This window comes from Pontibacter sp. CAU 1760 (assembly GCF_054482735.1).
Window position 1 is genome coordinate 94337 of the sequence record NZ_JBTLRL010000016.1, and the last position, 20489, is coordinate 114825.

Genomic DNA, 20489 nt, shown 5'->3' on the forward strand with positions numbered 1-20489 from the left:
ATTGATAACCGATTACTGGTAACTGTTTACTGAGATAACTGTTTATTGCTAACTGTTAACTGCAAAAGATGAACTACTTCGATTTTTATAACATACCAGAGCAATTTCTGCTGGACGAGAAAGCCCTGAAAAACACCTATTACAAACTGAGCCGCGAGTACCACCCCGATTTCTTCGCGAACGAGCCGCAGGAGAAGCAGCAGGAGATTTTACAGCTCTCCACCCAAAACACCAATGCCTACCGCACCCTCTCTGACCCCGACCTGCGCATGCAGTACATCCTGAAGGAGCACGGCCTGCTGGAGGAAGGCGGCAAAAACGAGCTGCCATCCGATTTTCTGATGGAAATGATGGAGCTGAATGAGGAACTCATGGAGCTGGAGTTTGACTTTGACGCTGCTAAACTGCACGAGATCGGAGAAAAAAGCAGCGGCGTGGTAGCCCAATTAGAAAATGATATTCTGCCGGTTTTGCAGCGATATCCTGAGCTTCATGGAGTTACAAAAGACGAGGCCCTGCAGCAGATAAAAACATACTATCTGAAGAAAAAATATCTATTGCGCATTCAAGAAAGTTTATCTAAGTTTGCAGCACGTTCTTAGCAGAAGGACATGCCCAGATGGCGGAATTGGTAGACGCGTTGGTCTCAAACACCAATGAGGTTACACTCGTGCCGGTTCGACTCCGGCTCTGGGTACAAGAACAAAAAATAAAGCCCTGTAAGTTTATTCTTGCAGGGCTTTTTTGTTTTTGGAGGACGTATTAGGGGTGGAATTTAATCTGAAAAACTCTTAGGATTAAGTATTTATTTGCGCGTATTTTAGTAAAGCTATTTCTTCATATCCATCAATATCACTTATCATGCATGACAATAATATGACTGGCAAAGAAACTGCTTATTTAATAAATGCATTCAAAGGTCCTTTGTTAAAACTGTTTAGCAATTTAAAAGACGAAGTTTCTTATTTTATTAATGATGGCCTACAAGACTATATTGAAAACATTAGAGGAAAATATAGTAGCACCAAGACCTTTCTATATAGAAATGAAAATGTAGACTTCTATTCAGTTTTCTTTCCAGTTTCTCTAAGACTAGGCAATTCTACAACGAGAATACAATCATTAACAGACTTGTTTGATTCTTCTAGATTTGCAACAATCATTGGAAATGCCGGAAGCGGTAAGACAATGTTGATGAAACACTTTTTTTTAAGCAGTATAAATAATCAATTCCGAATTCCAATAGTCTTAGAACTGCGGAACCTAAATGATTTTGATGGAAGTATTATTGAATATATATATCAAGTCATTTTTCACAACAAACTTTCTCCGAATAAAGACATATTAGAACGACTACTATCTAGTGGTAAGTTTATTTTTTTACTGGATGGCTATGATGAAATATTTTCTACTAGAAAAAGCAAAATCACTTCTGATTTAGAAAGTTTTATTGATAAGTATAATAAGAATAACTTTTTAATAACTTCAAGACCCGGATCAGGTATTGATTCATTTCCACGATTTAACAATTACTTTGTAGAGTCATTAAATGATGATGAAATTATAGAATTTATTGAATTACAATTAAAACATAAGGATAATGAAGCGTTAGCAAAAAAAATTAAGACTACAATTGAACGACCTGAAAATAAGGATTACAATATTTTTTTAAGTAGTCCACTTCTACTTTCAATGTTTATATTGACTTTTAACAGTTATCCTGAGCTCCCAAAGAAGAAGAGTAAGTTTTATTATAATGTATTTGATACCCTAGCAATTAAACATGATAGTTTTACCAAGAAGGGTGGTTATCAACATGAAAGAAAAACTGGACTTCAGAATGAAGAATTTGAAGAAATATTAAAATATTTTTCTTACATCACCTTGTTTGAAGGAAAGTACTCATTTGACTCTCAATATTTAACTAGTAAGTTTGATGAAATAAAAAGGTCTAAAAGTCTATCATTCAACACTCAGCATTTAATAGAAGATTTAACTCTTTCAATTGCCATCATAATAGTAGATGGGGTTGAATTTAAGTTTCCTCACAAATCCTTGCAAGAATATTTCTGCGCATTATTGATAAAAGATCTTCCGTTAGTTCAAAAAGAGAAAATTTATACTAGGAAATTCGAGAATCAACTACTACAATCTACTGGGGGACATGAGAACTTTTGGAGTTTATGTCAAGAACTTGACAAAGCTGATTTTTCAAAATATTTCCTCATAAATCAGTTAGATAAAATTCATAAAGAGTTAGACTCCACCCCTGTTGTAGATCTTATCATGAACTTATATCGTGAAACAAGCTTCCGTGAAGACTTTTCATATACTCCAAATAACTTTACATTTATGTCATATATGATATGGGGTAATCCTTTCCCTGTATTAACTTATTTAAAAGTCAATATAATAAGCGTTCTTTCTTTGAATGTTTACTTTAGTAAGCACTCTGAAATTATAAAATCTTTCGTAATTAATAATTTTACTTCACAATTATCCCCTATCGAAGTTCCATCTCATTATTATATAATATATTTCAGAGAATGGAAGTTAGAGTTTGAAAGGTTAATAAATGATATAGGTATGGTTGATGAACTAGTAGATAAGATTGAAAGAATTAAAAGGAAGGCACAGGAACTAAATGATGAAATAATTCAAGAAAGTCAGAGCACTACAAGCTTGTTAGATTTATAGATAGATCAAATCCGACATACTATCTTGCTAGACTTTATCAAAAACTTAATAAACTGTAAAACTCGTTACAGTTTGAATAGTAACTAGAACAGTCGATTGAATCTAACATTACTGATTTTTTTCAATGTGGCTGCTCCTTATAAGACAGCTCCTTATAACTGAACTCGTCCCTTACCCCCTCCACATATCCTGCAGAGGTTTGACTGTAGCCTGAGCAGTTCATGAATACACATAGGTTTAGCAGCTTTGGGCTTGTGGTTGCTGTAGACTCTTTGTCACTGCTAGCAGAACTTTTTTTGTAAGAACAAGAGTTTTATTGATAAAGCAAAGAGTGAGCGTCTTAATATATTTAGCACAAAAAAGCCATGCAAGTCAAAGATTCACATGGCTATATGTTTTCAGGATGTCCGTCTAGCTATACTATAAATCTCTCGCCCAATTAGGCTGAGTATAAGATTCTAGCCAAGTAATCGTTTCGGAATTTTCCCTTTGGGTCATACGTGGCAATTAGTTGCTTGAAATCATCCAGCCGCTGATACTTTGCCTGTAAATCTGCAGGCGACATGGTGAAAAGTTTTGCCCAATGCGGGATAGGATTGAAAGGGGCCAGTTTTTCCTCCATCAACGGCAGCAGAGTCATCACTTTTTCTTCGTCCTGTTTCCAGGTGGTATGGAAGGCAACGCAGGTCCTTTTGTAACACGGGCTCATCCAGAAATCATCAGCCTTTATCGTCCGGATCTCGGAGATGAACAGGTGCGGGCTTATCTGCTCACTTAACTCCTGTATCGCCATCATGGCCTCGTAGGCATGCTCGATGGGCACAAAGTATTCGCTTTGGAGCTCGCGGCCGACACTTGGGTTAAAGCCCATTTTAAAATGCGGCAATCTGTCGTACCACGGGCCAGGCTTCCCCAGTTGCTCCGTCGCGTGCTCAGCCGACTCCGTTTCTATTGGGTGCATGTTTTGGGTGGCAAGCTTGGCGCCCCACAATTCCGGGGCAGGGGTCGTAGCCTCTCCTTCTTCCACCCGGCTCTTGATCCAGGCCTCGCTGATGTTCTTGTTTTTCCAGTTGGTAAACAAACTCAGGCTATACCCCAGGTCCTGCAGCTCCTCAAATTTATCCTGCAGATCCTCCATCGGCAGGTTGCGGTACACCAACTGTTTCACGCGGAAGGTAGGCAGCAGGTCGAGCGTTACTTTGGTAACCACTCCCAAGGCACCCAAACCCACTACGGCTCCATAAAATGCCTCCCCGTCCTGTTGCTTTGTTAGGGTAACCACCTCGCCGGCAGCGTTCACAAATTCTATCCCCGAAACAGCGGTAGCTAAGTTGCCGTTCTTCACGCCCGAACCATGCGTGGCCGTAGCGCAGGCACCTATCACCGTAATATGCGGCAACGACGCCAGGTTGGGAAGCGCATATCCGTTTTCATGCAGATAGGTCGCGAAATCGCCGTATTTGGCTCCGCCTTCCACAGTCACGGTATGGGCGTTTTTGTCTAAGGCCACAACCTTGTTCATCTCCTGGAGCGAGATCTGGTTCACGTGGCTATCGGCAATCCTGTTAAAAGAGTGCCGTGAGCCCAGCGCCTTCACCTGATCGCTTTCCCTAACGATGGCCTGCACTTCCGCCACGGTTTTGGGGTAATGTACATTGCTTGTGCTATACTTTAAGTTGCGGGCCCAGTTTTGCAAAGGCTCCTTCCCTGCCTGGGGTGTGTTTTCCATAGTAGTGTTTGGCTGAATAATTTAAAAAGGGTATGCAGATGTTCCGCCTGAGCGCGTGTAGTACAAGTTAATTTAAAAAAGGGGATGCTCGCAGATATTTCGTATTTTGTTGCTACTACAGTTTTCTCCAATTTCTTTTGCCTCTATCAGTTATACCCGCTTGTCGCGATGAACTGTTTGATGAGGCATGGAATTGAACTCACCCGTATAATGCGGCTAAGAGTTATTTAAGTACTTTTCTTTCTCACATTACCTGATCGACAACATGAGAAATCTCCTGCTTCTGGCTTGCCTCTTTTCCAGCCTGGCTTTTCACCCTGTGCTTGCCCAGAAAACAAAGCAAGCAGCCACTGCCAAGGCCACTTATAGCAATCCGCTGGATGTTCAGTTTGGCGACCCTTACGTGCTGCACGCCGGGGGGATGTATTATATGTATGGCACAGGCGGCGGAGCGGAGAAAGGCTTTGCGGCTTATTCCTCCAAAGACCTGGTGAACTGGAAGAACGAGGGGCAGGTGTACTTTCATGACAACAAGAACGGCTGGAGCGCCCCGGAAGCCAGTTGGGGCGGGGCATATTGGGCACCGGAGGTATACGAGGTTAACGGAAAGTTCTACATGTTTTACAGTGCGCAGTGGAAGGAGAACCCCGCAAACGAAGAGGAGAATTTCCGGATTGGCGTGGCTGTAGCCGACAAGCCGACGGGGCCTTTTGTGGATATGGCCAACAAGCCTGTCTTCGACCCGGGCTACCCCATCATCGACGCCAATGTGTTTTTTGATACCGATGGCAGGGCCTATTTATATTATTCGCGTGCCGCCTACAAACACCCCGTAGAAAGCGAGGTGGCTGATTGGGCCCGTAAGCAAGGCTGGTATAAGGAAATAGAGGAAAGCTGGGTATACGGTGTGGAGTTAAAACCTGATTTTTCCGGCGTTATCGGCGAGCCTGTGCTGGTGTTGCAACCGCCTGTTCGTCTCAGCGACAAGCAGGCAGAATGGGAAAGCCGATCTGTGACGGCCCGTGAAGTGAACCGCCGCTGGACGGAGGGCTCCGTCACGTTTAAGAAGGATGGTTTATACTATATCATGTACTCGGCCAATTACTTTGGTGGGCAGCATTATGCGGTGGGGTATGCCACTGCAACTTCGCCGTTAGGGCCCTATACCAAGGCAGCCAACAACCCGGTGCTGCAGAAAAATACCGGCCAGGGCGGTGTGGTAACGGGTACGGGGCATAACAGCATCACCTACTCCCCGGATGGTAAAGAAATGTTTATCGTTTACCACGGCAGAACAACCAAAACCGGCGACGAAAGAGTGGTTTTTATTGACCGTATGCTGGTGGAGGCCGGAAAAATCACAGTTTCTGGCCCGACCACTACCCCGCAAAAACTGCCTTCAGGCGTAAAGACAGTTAACAAAGATTGATATCTACCACTGCTGCTGTGATGTTTCCATTGGTAGCGCTAAATCAAAATACCCGCATCATGTTACTGCTGCATTAACTGGATCAGGAATAAGCAAAAAGAAAAAGCGCTGTGTAGGCCAGAACCTTACACAGCGCTTTTTCTTTTATAGCTTCAGGACGAGACAAGCTGCGTTCAGGCAGCTCTTTCATGCACCTGCATTTATGCTGGCATCTGCTTTACCTGATTTGTGGTAGTGGATGCTTTTTTCTTCGCCATCTTCTTCTTGTTCCACCATACCAAAAATCCAGTGATGGGAAGGCTGGCGCAGATCAGGCTGAGGAAGAAGGCAAGCAGCTTACCCGGAAAGCCCCAGACTGCGCCAACGTGTACGTCGTAGTTAAGGCTCACGAGTTGGTCGGCAAAGCTGGCTTCTGAGAACCTATCCCCTTGCACCCGGAAAGGCTCCAGCGTATACTGGTCGTAGTAGTACTCGTTCTTGTCGTACCAGGAGCCGTGGTCCTGGTATGCGATGACCTCAATCGCATCGTCTTTGTCCTCTAGCATGGGCGTCATATAAAACCCTTGCGCACCCGGCTCCTGGGCCAGGGTTTTATACCAGGCTTTATCCAGCACAGAAACCGTGTCGTTCGCCAGAAGGCCTGCCTGCGAAATGTCGGAGTGTGGATGGCTGTGGCCGGGCATGGTTTTTCCGCCGGATGTCACGAAGTACAGACCATCACTGAACCACGAAAAGCTCCAAACTAAACCCGTAACGGCCAGCACCAAGGCCAGGGACAGGCTATAAAACCCGACCACGTTGTGCAGATCGTAGTTAACCCGCTTGAAGCTGCCGTTCCACTTCACTTTAAAGCTCTTGTCACGGTTGGACCTGTTCCATTTTTTGGGCCACCACATCACAAGCCCCGTCACCAGCAGCAGCACAAAAATGAGCGTTGCCACCCCTACAATCGGGCGGCCGATCGCGTAAGGAAGCCAAAGCGCCCGGTGCCCGTCGATGATAAACTGGAAAAAATCAAAAGGCCCGTCTTCCAGCACCTGCTGCTTGTAGAGAAAAGCACCGGTATAAGGGTTCAGGAAAACAGCCGTAAAGCCCCGTGCTCCGTTTTCAGTGCTCTCATACCCCACAGCGGCAGCGCCCTCTTTGTTGCTATAGGTAAGGCCCGTTGGGGTGGCACCGGCCATGTATACCTGTGCGGTGTCCAGCAGCTGGCTGGGCGGCACAAATGCCTTGTCCTGCACTTCCACAAAGCGCCAGGGCTCCAGCGCGTCTTTTATCTCCTGCTGGAAGGCGTAGAAACACCCCGTGATGCTGACAATAAACACCACCAGACCTGACCCCAACCCCAGCCACAGGTGCAGCCAGTCATTGAATCGGCGAAAGGCACTTTTGCTTTTTTTCTGTTTATTCTTCATCCTTTGCAACAAGCAGGTTCATCCAATATAGGTATCAGCCACATTATTGCGAACAGGGCTGATACCATGGGGTATGAGCTATTTTATACTACAGCTTAGAGAAGCCCGCCACAAAATTAGCCTGTACTTCTGCTCCTTTGGTTGCGGTATGGCTTGCTATATCAATCTTATACACATAAATGCCGTTCCCTTCCGGAATGCTCATGTATACAGCTTCGCCGTCGTGCAGGGCAGCCAGCCTGCGGCCATTGCCCGCGTGCTCCGGCAAGCCGCTGATGTAGGTAACCGTTTTGTTTTGCAGGTCGATGATCGCTGATTTCAGGGGGCCGTCAGACCACCTTACCTGCTGACTGTTGCTGGCCGTGTTGATTTCTGCGAATGCTTTCCCGTTGCCCAGGTACTTCAGGTGCGCGATGTTCTTGCCGCCCGTTACTTCTGCCACATCAAAAAAGTAGCTTTGATCGAAGGTTGTCTGGCCGCTGTTGATGCGCAGGATGCCGCCCTTGTTGGTCGTTTGGCTGTAGCCGTTGGCAGGGTTAGAGTGAGACAAAGCATACACGTCGCCTTTCTCATCTCTGATCAGCCCTGATTTTGTGTTGAACCCACCGACTGGACCAGTGCGGGCATCTTCGATCACTTTCTGGAACTCCAGCTCCGGGTACGAGTAAACCGCTATTTTAGCCTTGTCGGTGTGCGGCGTGGCATAGGTGTTAGGGTCGCTGATATAATAGCTCAGGAACAGGTGGTTGCCGCTGATGGCCATACCGGAGTAAGCCGGTGCCGAAAGCGTCGTGATGTCTGAAACCGGGTGCTGCCTGGTGCTGGCCACCGTAACGGTATTGGCGTTGATCTTGTGGAACTTCACCTGATCGGAAGTAGGGGCCATTTCCAGGGCCACCAGCGTGTTGTCATCTGCCTTCACGATGTCAGAAAGGCTGTTCGGGAAAGACACACTGCCCACCTGCTTTAGCTCTCCGGTCCCGTTTTTGGTGATACCCACCACGTTCACGTCATCCAGGCCGCCGATGCTGTAGATGGTGCTGCCAAGTTGGGTAAAGTCGTAATAGCCCGGCTGCTCTATCCCTTTTCCGACCGCCGAAAGCGACCCGCTCATCACATCATCAAACGGAACGGTATAATAGGTAAAGCCCCCGTTGCTCCCCTGTATGGCCATCGACACGACATAAGGGCTGTCTTCCGTGGGCTTTGTGTTATCATTTTCGGTATCGCAGGCGGTGAAGGTAAGCGCCGCGCAAAGGCCGAGGACTGGCATGGCCAGCTTTCTGGCAAGTGTTGTTGAGAACATATGATTTGCTATAATATATAGAGTATAATTAAAGGACGTATCTGAATTTCAGGTAAAAGGCACGGCCGGGCTTCTGCAGGTAGAACTTATCGTATAGCCGGGCATCGGTGAGGTTGCGGCACTCCGCCGCGATATTATATCTGCCCTCGCTGAAACTGCAGGAAAGCTCCAGGTTGTGCGAAGACTGGCTTGGGATAACTTTTTTGGAGTCTCTGGAGCCAAGCTCCGCCCAGCTCAGGAAGTACTGCTCCACGAAATTGTAGTAGTAGTTTATACCCCACACTGACTCCTGCACCAGCGCGTTTTTGAAAGTGAGGCCAGCAGTGGCGTTGCCAAACAGGTATGGGATGTTGGGCAGCCGATATCCTTTCTGGTAATTGCGCTGGTAGCCTGTGTTGGTATAAGATTCATTGTATACCTGGTCGGCCTGGTCCGTGATATCCTGGTGGGTAAAGCTGCTCCCCAGGTGCAGGGTTTCCCGCCAACGGTACTTCAGGCTTCCTTCCATGCCCAGCGTGCGTGTTTCGCTCAGGTTGTCGTAGTACGTTTCCGGGCTGGCTACGCGCACCACCTGGTAAATCAGGTCTTTGGACTCACGGTAGATAAAGCTGCTCTCCAGGTTAAACTGGTGGTCGGGCCCCAGGCTAAAGCCATAGGCCGCCCCGGCATTCAGGTTATCGCTCTGCTCCGGCCCCAGATCCGGGTTGGGCTGTGTAAACAGGCCATCGCCGAACATCTCGGTAGCCCAGGGCATGCGGTATGTGTGCTCGTAAGAGGCCTTCAGTTGCAGTTCGGGCAGCAGGAAGAACGAGGTAGCCAGGCCATACCCCATGTTTGATTTTGTGGATTCCAACGCCTCTACCCGCTGGGTTTCCTGGGCAAAATCATACGCTTTGCTTGTCTCCGCGCCCAACTGATACAGTTTCCCGAACACGGTTGTATTCCACTTGCTGCTCAGGTCTACTTTATAGGCAAGCCCCAGCACTTGCTTGCGCAAAGACCTCGGAAACTGGTTTTCTATTTTATCAGGGTGCTCCGCATCAAACGCCTTCCTGTTGAAGTAGGAAAAAGCATAATTCAGGGCCAGCGAGTGCTTTGGGTTGATGAGGTAACCAGCGTTAAACTGGCTGTTAAAATCATGGTCGTTCAGTGTGGTAAATGTGCGGGACAACTCACCATCTGAGGAGCCGGGCGTAAAATTAGCGGCCCCCAACCAATTATAACTCACGCCACGCAGCGTGTCAATCACCTCTGATCTGGTAGCATTATAGGCACTGTAAAGGCTCACGTTCAGCCCAGCAACCAGCAGGTTTTCCTTGCTGTATTTCAGGGTAGGCACGAGCGACTGGCTGTTTCGGACAATGCCGCCATACACGCTGTTCATGGTAGCCCCTGTCTGCACCTGCTTGTCGTTGCCGGACGCTATAACACCGAAAAGGAGGTTGTCGGCATACTTTTGGTTCACCCAACCTGTTTCCAGCTTCACGGTGCCGGAGCGGTAGCGGTCATGGAAGCGCTCCACCTCGGCCGTATCCACAATGTTATTTCCTTCCCTGATCGGCACCCATACCTTGTAGTTATTGTCGGAGTAGTTGTAGTTCACGTTCCCTCGGAAGGTAAACCCGCTGCCCGGCCGGGTATAAGCGCCGTTCAGCGACAGCCGGTGGGTGTTGAAAGAGCCAACGGCATAAGATGCGTCCAGGAAGTTGCTTTTCCTGTTGGTGATGATGTTCACAGCCCCGCCCAGCGCATCAGTGCCCAGCCATACCGGCACCACACCCTTGTACACTTCAATTCTGTCGATGGTGTTCACGGGGATGTCGCTCATACTAAGCGAGCTGCCTAAATTATCCATCGGAATCCCATCCAGGAAAAACTTCACCTGATCGCCGGAGAAGCCATTCAGGGAAAAGCTCAGGTTGGAACCCAGTCCGCCCTCCTCCAGCACCTTTACGCCTGCCACGCGGTTCAGCACTTCCTTCGCATCGGCGGTGCTGTTCTGAAATTCTTTCGCGGAGATTGCCGTGACGTTATAGGCCTGTTCATTCACTTCGCGGGTAGCAGACTTCCCCACTACCTCCACACCCTGTATGGCAAATGCCTTTTCCTGAAGAATGATGTTGCGTTCGGTGGTTTGTGATGCCCAGAGTTGCACTTGCCTTTCCTGCGTTTCGAAGCCTAGGAAGCTTACCACCAGTACATCGTTCCCGGGAGCGATGCCCGAAAGCTCATAGCGCCCCTGTACATCTGTGGTAGTGCCAACCTTAGCCGTTTTAAGCACTACGCTTACGCCAGCCAGCGCTTCACCCGAGGCCGAACGAACGTGACCTAACACCCGCGCTTTTTCCTGCACCTGGCTCCAGGCCGTACTTGTCAGGCACAGAATAGCCATAAAACCGATCAGTACTTTATAAAAATTGCTATGCTGCTGCAAACCTTCAGGCTATTTAGAATCTTTTTAAACTGAGACAAAGTTATAACAGAAACTTTTGTTGACAAACATTATTTAGATTAATTCTAAACAACATGATCCAACTATATTTTTCACCCTTCCAGATGCAATCATACCCTGTGTACCAGGTTTGAAAACAACCTGCCGTCAGTAACTTCTTTTGGCAAACTATACCTCGCTGAGTTGATAAATTTCGTAATATCGCTGCCTCATGTTGGCATCAACAGCTAACGAAAGAATGAGCTGCTTACGTAGGTACAGCCCACTTGGCAAGGGCACTTGCTTGGGCAGGCATTTTAGCAGGTTTACGCTTCTAAATCAGATTAAAAAATGGCTACAGGACTATTAGCTTTACTGGATGATGTATCGGCGTTGGTGAAAGCCAGCGCGGCGAGTTTAGACGACGTGCCAACGCAAGTGGCTAAAACAAGCGGCAAGGTATCGGGCATCGTGATTGATGACACGGCGGTAACACCTAAGTATGTGGTGGGCCTCGACCCGTCGCGTGAACTGTCCATCATCTTTCAGATCGCTAAAAAGTCGCTCCTTAACAAGATCTTGTTTTTGAGCCCGGCCGCGCTGCTGCTTGGTTTTTTTGCACCCTGGGCCATCACCCCTATCCTGATGCTGGGAGGCGCTTACTTGTGCTTCGAGGGGTATGAGAAAGTGCATTCCATGTTCAGCAAGTCGCACCACGCAGCTGAACATAATCAGGATGCTCTCCCAACCATCACACCGGAGGAACTGGAACAGACGCGCATTAAAGGGGCTATCCGTACCGACTTGATCCTTTCTTCAGAAATCGTGGCTATCACCTACTCCACCGTTGCCGACACCAACCTTATTAACCAGATCGTGGTTATGCTGGCTGTAGCTATTTTTATCACCGTAGCTGTATATGGCTTTGTTGGGCTCATCGTTAAGGCCGACGACTTCGGTGTGCACCTGGCCAAGGCTAACCATCACCCAACTGTCAGAAATTTCGGACAGCGCCTCGTGAGGTTCATGCCCCATTTTTTAAGTATACTGGGCTATGTGGGCACGGCTGCCATGCTTTGGGTTGGTGCTGAGATCATCGCACATGGCATTCCGTTCACGAGTCATGCGCTGGATGCCCTGGAGCACTCGCTTGCCGATATCCCTATCCTGGCCTGGGTTGCCAAGGTTGTGGTGCTGGCTCTTGCTGGCTTGGTTTTAGGCGGCATCATTGATCAGGTGGTCAGGCTCATCCGAAAAGTCTACGGAAGTTTCCGGCCGAAAGCAGCGCATTAACAGGCCTCTTTCAGAGCGTGATCCAGATGATCGATGCCCGGGAGCATTAGCTGTTCAGTAGTTCCTGGAACAGGTCGATGTATTGCCCCACATGGTACCCGTCCATCAGGCCGTGGTGCACATGGATGGACACAGCCATTTGCCTGCGCCCGTTTTCCTCAGTCATCTTCCCGAACGAGATTTTAGGGCAACTGTCGTTAATGGAATAAGCGCGGGCATGTGACACCGAGGTGAAGTTTATCCAGGGGATGGAGGAGAAATGGATAACATCTTGCCCCGAAACAGCCGGAAACAGTCCCGTGCTCTTTTGCACTTGCGCGATCTCTGCTTTTGCTCCTTCCGCAAAGGCCTCAAATGTTGGCTGGTAGTTGATGTAGGAAAACCCAAAAGTAGTGTTGGGCCGACTGATCACAGCGGATGCATGCACTTTATCGTAAACAGTCACCTCATCGCCCAGGATGCGGTACCGGAAAGGCTCTACCTTGTTTGCAGCATCCAGCGACTTATACAGATAATACAGGAAGAACGAAACACCCTCCTCTTTGGCTTTGGTATAGGCAAGGGTGCAATCAACAGTCACGCATACCCCGAAAAAGGGCTCCTCGAACTGTTTAAAGAAGTTAAAATGCTCTTTCCGCTCCCAAGCATTCAGGTCCAGCAATCGTTTCATGGCGGCAAGTTCGGAATATTCTTCCTTTTGTACCCCATTTGGCTAAGGCCCGGGTGAAGATTTCGCAAGGTTGAGGCGGGCTCATTTCATGCATTTAGGTTTGTCACTTTTCTCTAAGCAGCTACGCCTCCGTCCGTACGACTACCTTCCCAACTGATTTACCGCTCTGGAAATATTTGATGGCTTCCTGCATTTGCCCGAACTCATACACGTGGCCAATGTGCTGCGGCCGTAACTTCAACGCGTCTAATTCGCCAAGCATCCGGTGCATCATATCGGTTTGTTCATAGAGGTAAATCAGGTTAAAGCCCATCAACGACTTGTTCTCGGTAGGTAGTTTCAGGGGGTCTATCTTAGGCCTGGTGAGGTACTTCCAGAGCAGGCGCGGGTAGTTTGGCCTGGCGCCATGGCTGGCAAAGCTGGCATTGCCGTAAACCACCATCCGGCCCATCGGAGCCAGCACCTCCCAGCCCTGTTGCAGAATCTTCCCGCCAATGCACTCCATGATGAGATTTAGCGGACGGCCCCCGAGCGCATCCGTTAGTTTAGCCCTGAAGTGACTATCCCGTAGAATGACGGCATCATACGCTTCCGCTTCCTGCAGAAAAGGCACTTTGGCCGGATGCCCCACCGTGCCGATGGTATAAGCATCAAATTTCCTGCAGATGCGGTTAGCCAAAATGCCTACGCCTCCCGCTGCGCTATGGATCAACACCGTCATACCCGGTTGCAGGTTACCCTGTTCCTTCAGGGCATAGTAAGCGGTGAGTCCCTGCACCAGAAAACCCGCCCCTTCTTCAAAGCTCCAGTCGGCAGGCAACGGGAGCACATACCGGTAGTTGATGTTCAGGTGCGAAACATAGCCGCCAAACTTGGTTACCCCCATCACCCGGTCGCCAACCTGCCAGTCACCTGCCCCCTTTCCTACTGTTACCACTTCTCCTGAAAACTCCAGCCCGGGTATAAATGCTCCTTTGGGCGTGGCGCTGTACAAGCCCTGCATTGCAAATATATCCGCGAAGTTCAGCCCAATGGCTTTTACCCGCACGCACACCTCGCCTATGCCGGGGGATGCCAGTTCATCTGATTGTAATGTCAGGTGAGTAATGGAACCGGCTTTGGGCATCCGGTATACCTGTCGTGTGGGCATAAGCATTATGGTTAGTTTGCTATATGGCAACGCACCTCAAGCAGATGTGTTTCCTTCTAATTTTTTCTTTGCGTCTTTTGCCACAGCTTTTCGTCATCAGGTTTTAACACAAGAATAACAACTGAAATGGAATCACCACATATCAATGCCTCGCTTCATTTATACCCTGTTCTGCAACAACTGCTACGCCGATTGCGAAACAGCATACGCCACCGTAAATCCCATGCCCTCACTTCGCGTAGTTGATTTGACAGACACCGGGTTTCGCACCATAAAATAGATCGCGGCCCCTGATGCTGTGTCATGAGGGGCCGCGATCTATGTGTAAGCAAAATTATTTTTTCAACACTGCTATAGGGTCAGGAGTATTGTCTTTGTCGCCCTTTACTGTACCGCTGCTGCTTATTCCCAGTAGCAGGAGTCCTGCTACATGGGGGGCCGCCATAGAGGTGCCGCTGATGGTATTGTAGCCGCCACTTTTCCAGGTTGACAGAATGCTGACCCCTGGGGCACAGTAGTCGATGGGTGGGTTACCGTAGTTAGAGAAGTAGGCAAACGTATCCGTATTATCCATGGCAGAGACGGTATAAATGTTAGGGCCACTGACACGCGCCGGAGAGGAGTTTATGGCATCGCTACTCTCATTGCCTGCCGCCAATGCAAACTTTACATTTGCGGACGCATTTTTTACAATGTCATCCAGCGCTTTGGACACAGGTCCGCCCAAGCTCATATTTGCGACATCCCCTGCTTTTCCATTTGCGGCTACATAGTCTACCCCCGCCATTACGTCTGAGTAAGAACCGCTTCCCTGCGCATTCAGTACTTTCACGGCTACTATTGTGGCCCCAGCGGCTACCCCTATCACACCGGTGCTATTGTTGATCGCTGCGATAGTACCCGCTACATGCGTTCCATGTCCGTTGCCATCATCCGCGTTCTGCGCATCTTTCCCACGCTGTACAAAGGTCTCGCTTCTTGCTGCATCAACCTTCAAATCAGGGTGGTCGAGGTCTACACCCGTGTCAATAACCCAGGCTGTCTTGCCAGTGCCATTACCAGTACCCACACGCGTGATCCCCCAGGGAGTTGCCTGCTGCCCGCTATTATCACCTCCTGTCCTGTCTGGCTTCCCTAGCACCAGCATTCGGTCAGGCTCTACATAAGCTACTCGCGGGTCCTTGCGCAGCTGCTCTGCCTCGCTTTTCGATAGCGTAACAGCCATCCCTACCAGCGCTTTGCCATATGCCTGATCGATATTTACCTCCTTAACACCATTCGCTTTTAAAAGCTGCTGTCCTAAATCGCGCACTGTTTGTACGCGCTGCTTATAGGTTATGGCAGCATCCAGGCGTAGCGTGCCTTCGTTCATCACCACAATATATTTGCCCGGTATTATGGCACCATTCTGTGTTTCTGCCGCTATCGCATTTAGGGGAGAAACGGCCTCTTCTGCCTCGCGGTCGCAGGCAGAGAAAGTGCAGGCAGCCAGGGCCACAGCTGCGCCTACAAAAAAACTGCGTGTTGCCTTTCGGCCTTGTGTAGCATTTTTCATACGATTAGTTGTTTATGAATAAGCAATAGTTTTCTCCGGAAAGGATAGCAAACCGCTTAGGCTGGGATTGGTGTAAACGTGCCTGTTAGCCAAGCCAGAACATGCCCTACGGTATACCCTATGTTATTATACCCGATAAGCTGCTCCCATGTTCTGAGAATATGGACTTGTTCACAGGTTATGCCGAATCTAATGCTTAGCATTATAAAGAGCCAGCAGTTTACGTAGGGCAAAAGGCTAAATAGTGCGTTACTGGCAAAAAAAGAAGTAAATTTACAGGCCAAACTATCCTGGGACAACTGAACACTGCCTTAGGCTGTATAAGTCTGAGCGAAATCTAACAGAGGCCCCGCCAGCACTCTCGCGTTAATATTTCTGATAGACACAGTATTGCTGCTTTAGTCCCGACTACATTATAGCACCCATGATCCAAAATTACGCGCTGAACGCCCACCTGATTTTGAACACCATCCCCGGGAACTTCCTGGTGCTGCAGCCTACTCCACCCTTTGCGGTGCTATCCATCAGCAACGATTTGCTTCACAACAATTGCCTGGACAGGAAGCAGGTACTCGGCAAGAGCGTTTACGAAATCTTCTCGGCGCACGCAGCAGACACGCATACCAACCCGGCCGGCTTTACCCTCGCCCTTGAAAAGACGCTGTTACATAAAGCCCCGCAGCAACTACCTGAGTTCCGCTACAAAGGATGCAACGCGGCTGAGTTATCGGAAGAACGGTTCTGGGGAGCGATCAGCAGCCCGATCTTGGATGAGGCTGGGACAGTGCAATACATCCTTTGCACCTTTACAGATGTAACGCAGCAGCGCCAAAACGAAAAGCAGCAAGCTGACTTCCACAAGCTAAAAGAGAGCTATAGCCTGCTGATGCAGGCACCGGTGGCCATTAACATTGTAACTGGGCCGGACAACATTATGGAACTCTGCAATGAGCAAATGCTCAAAATACTGGGAAGAACTTCGGATATCATCGGCAAGCCCGTTTTTGAGTCTATTCCGGAAGCACTGGAGCAGGGTTTTGGAGATCTGCTGGATCACGTGCGCCTGACGGGACAGCCTTTCTATGCCAAAGAATACCCTACCCAGTTGGTGATTGATGGCAAGGAGGAGCTGCTTTATTATAACTTCACCTATCAGCCTTACTATACCCACCCTGAAGACACTGCACCCAGCGGCGTATTCACGATAGCGTACGATGTGACGGAGCAGATAACAGCGCGCAAGACCCTGGAAGAGGAAAAGGAACGTACTAAACTTGCCATAGAGGTAGCCGAGCTCGGTGTGTTTGAGATTGATTTTGCCACTCAGAACCTCAACACAAGCACTCGGTTTCATCAAATATTCGGGTTCGACAGCCCGCAAACCCGAGAGAAATACGCCACTGTGGTACACCCCGACGATCTGCATGTCCGGGATCGGGCACTGGAAAGGGGTATGGAAACCGGTTTGATAGAATATGAAGTCAGGCTACAACTCCCAAACAATGAACTCCGGTGGATAAAGCTGCAGGGGCGGGTGCTGAACAACGAGGCGGGGAAACCCGAGAAAGCCATCGGTGTGGTGCAGGACATCACCAACATGAAGATTCATGCCGAGGAACTCAAGAAGTTTAAAACCATCAGCGACTATGCCTTCGATGCCTTCATCCTGATGCGCGAAGACGCAACATTTGCTTACCTGAACGATCTGGCGCTTCAGCGTTGGGGCTACACCCGCGAGGAAGCTCAATCCATTCGTGTTCCGGATGTAGACCCAATTTTTCAGGAAGATAAGTTCAATGAAGTTTTCGCTTATACACAGAAGCAAACCATCCCCCCTTTCGAGACCCTTCACAAGCGGAAAGACGGCACTCTATACCCGGTTGAGATTAGCATGGGAGGTCTTACTTTAGATGGTAAACCGCATATGTTCGCTGTGGCCCGCGATATAACGGAGCGCAAAATGGCGGACGAAGCCTTGAAGGCAAGCAACAAAGAGCTGCAGGAGATCAATAACGACCTCGATAACTTCATTTATACCGCTTCCCATGACCTGAAGGCGCCTATCTCGAATATCGAAGGACTCCTCGCACTCTTATCCCATGACATGAAGGCTGGCATTGTACAGGATGAGGAAGCGCAACACATCATCGGCCTGATGCAAGGTGCCGTAGAACGCTTCAAGAAAACCATTGGCAACTTAACAGATGTAGTGAAATTGCAGCAGGAAAGTAGTGCGGCAGCTGTATTGGTCAATTTCGAAAAGGTGATAAAGGACGTCAGCCTAGATTTGGAATCCAATATCGAAGAGGCAAACCTGAAACTTGAAATTGTTGCCACAGATTGCCCTCCTATTCACTTTTCAGAGAAAAACCTTCGTAGTATCGTTTACAACCTACTCTCAAATGCCATAAAATACAGGGCCGCTGAGCGCAGTCCTTACGTTCGCATTGAATGCGGGCACACCGAAAGCCACGTTGTGCTCACGGTGCAAGACAACGGCTTGGGCATCCCGAGTCACCTACAGGGGCAGGTCTTCCATATGTTTAAGCGCTTTCACGACCATGTAGAGGGAACGGGTATAGGCTTATACATGATCAAAAAGATAATTGAGAATGCAGGGGGCTACATAGAGGTTGACAGTCAGGAGAACGTGGGAACTACATTCAGGGTATTCTTCAAAAGGTAAATCCGCCTAATCAATATTTAATTATGCATGCCTTTGGCGTCAAAAAGCTGCTGGCCTGAATTGCGCATTGTTGGTACGTGTAACTCATGGGTTACACCATGAAACTCATACATCATTTGTTATTGTACTCCATCACATGCCTCATTTTTATTTAATCATTCAAAAATAGTTTGTTATATTAATCCTCGTCTCGTGAACATAATTCTAATATCTTTGTTTAGGCTTAGGCATACTTTGGCAAGTGCAAATTTTTGAATCCATTTGCATTTGGTAATATTGTATTTCCTAAAATTGTTCTAACGGCATCGCCTCATTCTTATACCGACCACATTGCAACTACTCGACATTGCCACCACAGGCAAACCAGACAGCATAATTCCCACAAATGATGCGAAGCGTTTAGCAGCATTATTTCGTTATGAGATCCTGGATACCCCTCCTGAAGCATTCTTTGACCGGATAACACGGCTTGCTGCTAAATTACTGAAGGCCCCAAGTGCGTTCATCTCGTTGGTGGATAAAGAAAGAGTATGGTATAAATCTAATTTCAGTCCGCTTCAGGTACCAAGTGTAGAACGTAATGACAGCCTCTGCTCACTAACCATTATAAATGATATTGAGGTAACCGTTTTCGAGGACACGCATCAAGTCAACGGTCTGCAGGAAAGCCCTTATGTAAGCAGTCCAAACGGTATACGTTTCTACGCTGGTGCACCGCTCATTACGCACGACCATTTTAACATCGGCACTATTTGCGTAATTGACTCCAAACCTAGAAGTGCAACAGAGGAGGAAAAAGAGACTTTAAGGGACTTGGCTATGCTTGTGGTAGAGCAGATTGAGTTCCGCGCTATGGCACGCAAGGCTACACGCAGGCACAATGAGTTGTACAATAACCTGGAAAGCAACATTATTGGCCCAATGCAAGACCAGCAAACATTGTTATCCGCTGCCTACGATGCCGAAGATAAGAGTGAGCTGATTCGGCAAGCGCAAGCCAAAACAAATGTATTGCAGGAGAGCCTTCATAAATTATTGGAGGAGTCTATTGAAGAGGATGAACTGGTGCCGCATCCCCAGAAAGTAGCCATATCCGCCATCGCGCGTAAGATAGCCGAAGAGTATGAACCGCTAGCGAAAACCAAGAAGCAAGAGTTTTATTTCACCGTTGCCAGCCGAAGAGAATTTCTGGTAGACCCAAACCTGATTCGGGAAGCTCTGAGTAGCTTAGTTAGCATGGCGATAAAATTTGCTCCGAGCGGTAGTGCCATTGGCTTGGACATTTTTGAGAATGACGGCGAGTATCGCATCGAAATTAGCTCTGAAACGTCTGTCTTGACAACACAAGACCTTCAGAAAATTTTCCTGAAGTATGCTATCCTGTCAGGCAAGGCTACAGGCAATGAAACAGTTTCAGGCCTGGAATTAGCCAAAGCCAAAAGAATTATTGAACTGCATCAAGGCAAACTTTGGGCAGAACAGCTGGGCAAAGACAACGGGAAAAAATTCGTTATTACATTTAACACGGCAGGTTAGCCATATTCTTATTCTCGCAAAGCGGCTATCGCATGTCTTAAGGAATGAAGGGACTTCATAGTTAAGCCCGTTCGATGGCCACGTAACGCGCTGAAAAACCATTCTGCTTATAGAGCTCCTGCAGCGCAGTAATAAATGCCTGACCTCCGGTAGATGTTGTGCGTTGCGAGGGACTCAGAGAACCTAGGTAATTCTTATACCCCTCACCTTTGATTCGCCATACATAGCGGCGAGCCTCGCCTTCCTCCACTTCCTCTAATCTTTTGGCCAGTACTACGTGCCGCATATAAGGCAAAGCAGCTTTCATGCTCTGATAGTCTGAAAAAGCATAAAGCCGATAAAAAGCACTAAGCTTAATTGAGTTCATGCCGCGAAGATAGCACACAATAAGTCAAATAAGCACACCAATAATAGAAGGCCTGATCACGGAGTACAGCGTCTCGGGGGAGCTTCGCTGCGGCAAGCGCTACGCCACGGACCTGCTGCTGGAGGCGGCCGCCGCGCTGGGCATCGCCCTGCCCCGGCCTCAAGGGCGCCCTTAAGCAGCGGGCCCTGAACGCAAACGCCCCGGCTGCCTGACAGCCGGGGCGTT

14 protein-coding genes and 1 tRNA gene are annotated in these 20489 nt (G+C 48.3%); 7 read left to right on the forward strand and 8 right to left on the reverse strand.

From position 1 onward, the window contains the following. Positions 1 to 68: 68 nt before the first annotated feature. From hscB to ACXYMU_RS18520, 3 genes are all read left to right on the forward strand, one after another. A complete protein-coding gene (gene hscB, locus ACXYMU_RS18510) occupies positions 69 to 602 on the forward strand; it encodes a Fe-S protein assembly co-chaperone HscB (RefSeq protein WP_458987903.1) in 534 nt (177 codons plus the stop codon). 11 nt (positions 603 to 613) lie between these two features. Further along, positions 614 to 697: transfer RNA gene (locus ACXYMU_RS18515), tRNA-Leu, on the forward strand. A 164-nt stretch (positions 698 to 861) separates the two neighbouring features. Then, positions 862 to 2697 carry an NACHT domain-containing protein gene (locus ACXYMU_RS18520; RefSeq protein WP_458987904.1) on the forward strand — a complete coding sequence of 612 codons (1836 nt, stop codon included), beginning with the start codon at positions 862 to 864 and terminating at the stop codon, positions 2695 to 2697. Positions 2698 to 3136: 439 nt separating this feature from the next. Here the strand turns inward: ACXYMU_RS18520 and ACXYMU_RS18525 are convergent, their stop codons facing one another. Next, a complete protein-coding gene (locus ACXYMU_RS18525; RefSeq protein WP_458987905.1) occupies positions 3137 to 4426 on the reverse strand; it encodes an FAD-binding protein in 1290 nt (429 codons plus the stop codon). A gap of 265 nt (positions 4427 to 4691) precedes the next feature. Between ACXYMU_RS18525 and ACXYMU_RS18530 the strand changes: the two genes are divergently transcribed. Beyond that, positions 4692 to 5855 carry a glycoside hydrolase family 43 protein gene (locus tag ACXYMU_RS18530; protein WP_458987906.1) on the forward strand — a complete coding sequence of 388 codons (1164 nt, stop codon included), beginning with the start codon at positions 4692 to 4694 and terminating at the stop codon, positions 5853 to 5855. A 200-nt stretch (positions 5856 to 6055) separates the two neighbouring features. On the opposite strand, the gene ACXYMU_RS18535 is transcribed toward ACXYMU_RS18530, so the two are convergent. The 3 genes from ACXYMU_RS18535 to ACXYMU_RS18545 all read right to left on the reverse strand — a co-directional run bounded on the left by ACXYMU_RS18535 (position 6056) and on the right by ACXYMU_RS18545 (position 10968). Then, on the reverse strand, positions 6056 to 7270 hold the full coding sequence (locus ACXYMU_RS18535; protein ID WP_458987907.1) for a PepSY-associated TM helix domain-containing protein: 1215 nt from the start codon (positions 7268 to 7270) through the stop codon (positions 6056 to 6058). 88 nt (positions 7271 to 7358) lie between these two features. Further along, entirely contained in the window at positions 7359 to 8576 is a 1218-nt protein-coding gene (locus ACXYMU_RS18540) for a DUF4374 domain-containing protein (RefSeq protein WP_458987908.1), read from the reverse strand. A 28-nt stretch (positions 8577 to 8604) separates the two neighbouring features. Then, positions 8605 to 10968 carry a TonB-dependent receptor gene (locus tag ACXYMU_RS18545; protein WP_458987909.1) on the reverse strand — a complete coding sequence of 788 codons (2364 nt, stop codon included), beginning with the start codon at positions 10966 to 10968 and terminating at the stop codon, positions 8605 to 8607. Positions 10969 to 11358: 390 nt separating this feature from the next. On the opposite strand from ACXYMU_RS18545, the gene ACXYMU_RS18550 reads away from it, so the two are divergent. Beyond that, positions 11359 to 12300, forward strand: a complete 942-nt coding sequence (locus ACXYMU_RS18550; RefSeq protein ID WP_458987910.1) for a DUF808 domain-containing protein — start codon at positions 11359 to 11361, stop codon at positions 12298 to 12300. A 46-nt stretch (positions 12301 to 12346) separates the two neighbouring features. Here ACXYMU_RS18550 and ACXYMU_RS18555 read toward each other — a convergent pair whose 3' ends face one another. From ACXYMU_RS18555 to ACXYMU_RS18565, 3 genes are all read right to left on the reverse strand, one after another. After that, the gene (locus ACXYMU_RS18555) at positions 12347 to 12970 is read right to left on the reverse strand and encodes a CatA-like O-acetyltransferase (protein WP_458987911.1); all 624 of its coding nucleotides are present in this window, start codon (positions 12968 to 12970) and stop codon (positions 12347 to 12349) included. Between the two features lie 121 nt (positions 12971 to 13091). Beyond that, positions 13092 to 14120 (reverse strand): synaptic vesicle VAT-1 family membrane protein, encoded by a 1029-nt coding sequence (locus ACXYMU_RS18560; protein ID WP_458987912.1) that lies wholly within the window; start codon positions 14118 to 14120, stop codon positions 13092 to 13094. Positions 14121 to 14454: 334 nt separating this feature from the next. Then, positions 14455 to 15675, reverse strand: coding sequence for a S8 family peptidase (locus tag ACXYMU_RS18565; RefSeq protein ID WP_458987913.1), 1221 nt, complete (start codon positions 15673 to 15675; stop codon positions 14455 to 14457). A 424-nt stretch (positions 15676 to 16099) separates the two neighbouring features. Between ACXYMU_RS18565 and ACXYMU_RS18570 the strand changes: the two genes are divergently transcribed. Together ACXYMU_RS18570 and ACXYMU_RS18575 are read left to right on the forward strand one after the other, a co-directional pair. Further along, positions 16100 to 18361: a PAS domain S-box protein gene (locus ACXYMU_RS18570; RefSeq protein WP_458987914.1), complete on the forward strand. Its 2262-nt coding sequence runs from the start codon at positions 16100 to 16102 to the stop codon at positions 18359 to 18361. 330 nt (positions 18362 to 18691) lie between these two features. Then, the gene (locus ACXYMU_RS18575; protein WP_458987915.1) at positions 18692 to 19897 is read left to right on the forward strand and encodes a GAF domain-containing sensor histidine kinase; all 1206 of its coding nucleotides are present in this window, start codon (positions 18692 to 18694) and stop codon (positions 19895 to 19897) included. 61 nt (positions 19898 to 19958) lie between these two features. Here the strand turns inward: ACXYMU_RS18575 and ACXYMU_RS18580 are convergent, their stop codons facing one another. Next, positions 19959 to 20183, reverse strand: coding sequence for a hypothetical protein (locus tag ACXYMU_RS18580; protein ID WP_458987916.1), 225 nt, complete (start codon positions 20181 to 20183; stop codon positions 19959 to 19961). Positions 20184 to 20489 lie beyond the last annotated feature (306 nt).

Excerpts from the sequence above, each read along its gene's own strand:
- ACXYMU_RS18550 (WP_458987910.1), top strand. The coding sequence starts at position 11,359 with ATGGCTACAGGACTATTAGCTTTACTGGATGATGTATCGGCGTTGGTG.
- ACXYMU_RS18540 (WP_458987908.1), bottom strand. The coding sequence starts at position 8,576 with ATGTTCTCAACAACACTTGCCAGAAAGCTGGCCATGCCAGTCCTCGGC.
- ACXYMU_RS18580 (WP_458987916.1), bottom strand. The coding sequence starts at position 20,183 with ATGCGGCACGTAGTACTGGCCAAAAGATTAGAGGAAGTGGAGGAAGGC.
- ACXYMU_RS18560 (WP_458987912.1), bottom strand. The coding sequence starts at position 14,120 with ATGCCCACACGACAGGTATACCGGATGCCCAAAGCCGGTTCCATTACT.
- ACXYMU_RS18570 (WP_458987914.1), top strand. The coding sequence starts at position 16,100 with ATGATCCAAAATTACGCGCTGAACGCCCACCTGATTTTGAACACCATC.
- ACXYMU_RS18525 (WP_458987905.1), bottom strand. The coding sequence starts at position 4,426 with ATGGAAAACACACCCCAGGCAGGGAAGGAGCCTTTGCAAAACTGGGCC.
- ACXYMU_RS18535 (WP_458987907.1), bottom strand. The coding sequence starts at position 7,270 with ATGAAGAATAAACAGAAAAAAAGCAAAAGTGCCTTTCGCCGATTCAAT.
- ACXYMU_RS18555 (WP_458987911.1), bottom strand. The coding sequence starts at position 12,970 with ATGAAACGATTGCTGGACCTGAATGCTTGGGAGCGGAAAGAGCATTTT.
- ACXYMU_RS18545 (WP_458987909.1), bottom strand. The coding sequence starts at position 10,968 with ATGGCTATTCTGTGCCTGACAAGTACGGCCTGGAGCCAGGTGCAGGAA.
- ACXYMU_RS18520 (WP_458987904.1), top strand. The coding sequence starts at position 862 with ATGCATGACAATAATATGACTGGCAAAGAAACTGCTTATTTAATAAAT.
- hscB (WP_458987903.1), top strand. The coding sequence starts at position 69 with ATGAACTACTTCGATTTTTATAACATACCAGAGCAATTTCTGCTGGAC.
- ACXYMU_RS18530 (WP_458987906.1), top strand. The coding sequence starts at position 4,692 with ATGAGAAATCTCCTGCTTCTGGCTTGCCTCTTTTCCAGCCTGGCTTTT.
- ACXYMU_RS18565 (WP_458987913.1), bottom strand. The coding sequence starts at position 15,675 with ATGAAAAATGCTACACAAGGCCGAAAGGCAACACGCAGTTTTTTTGTA.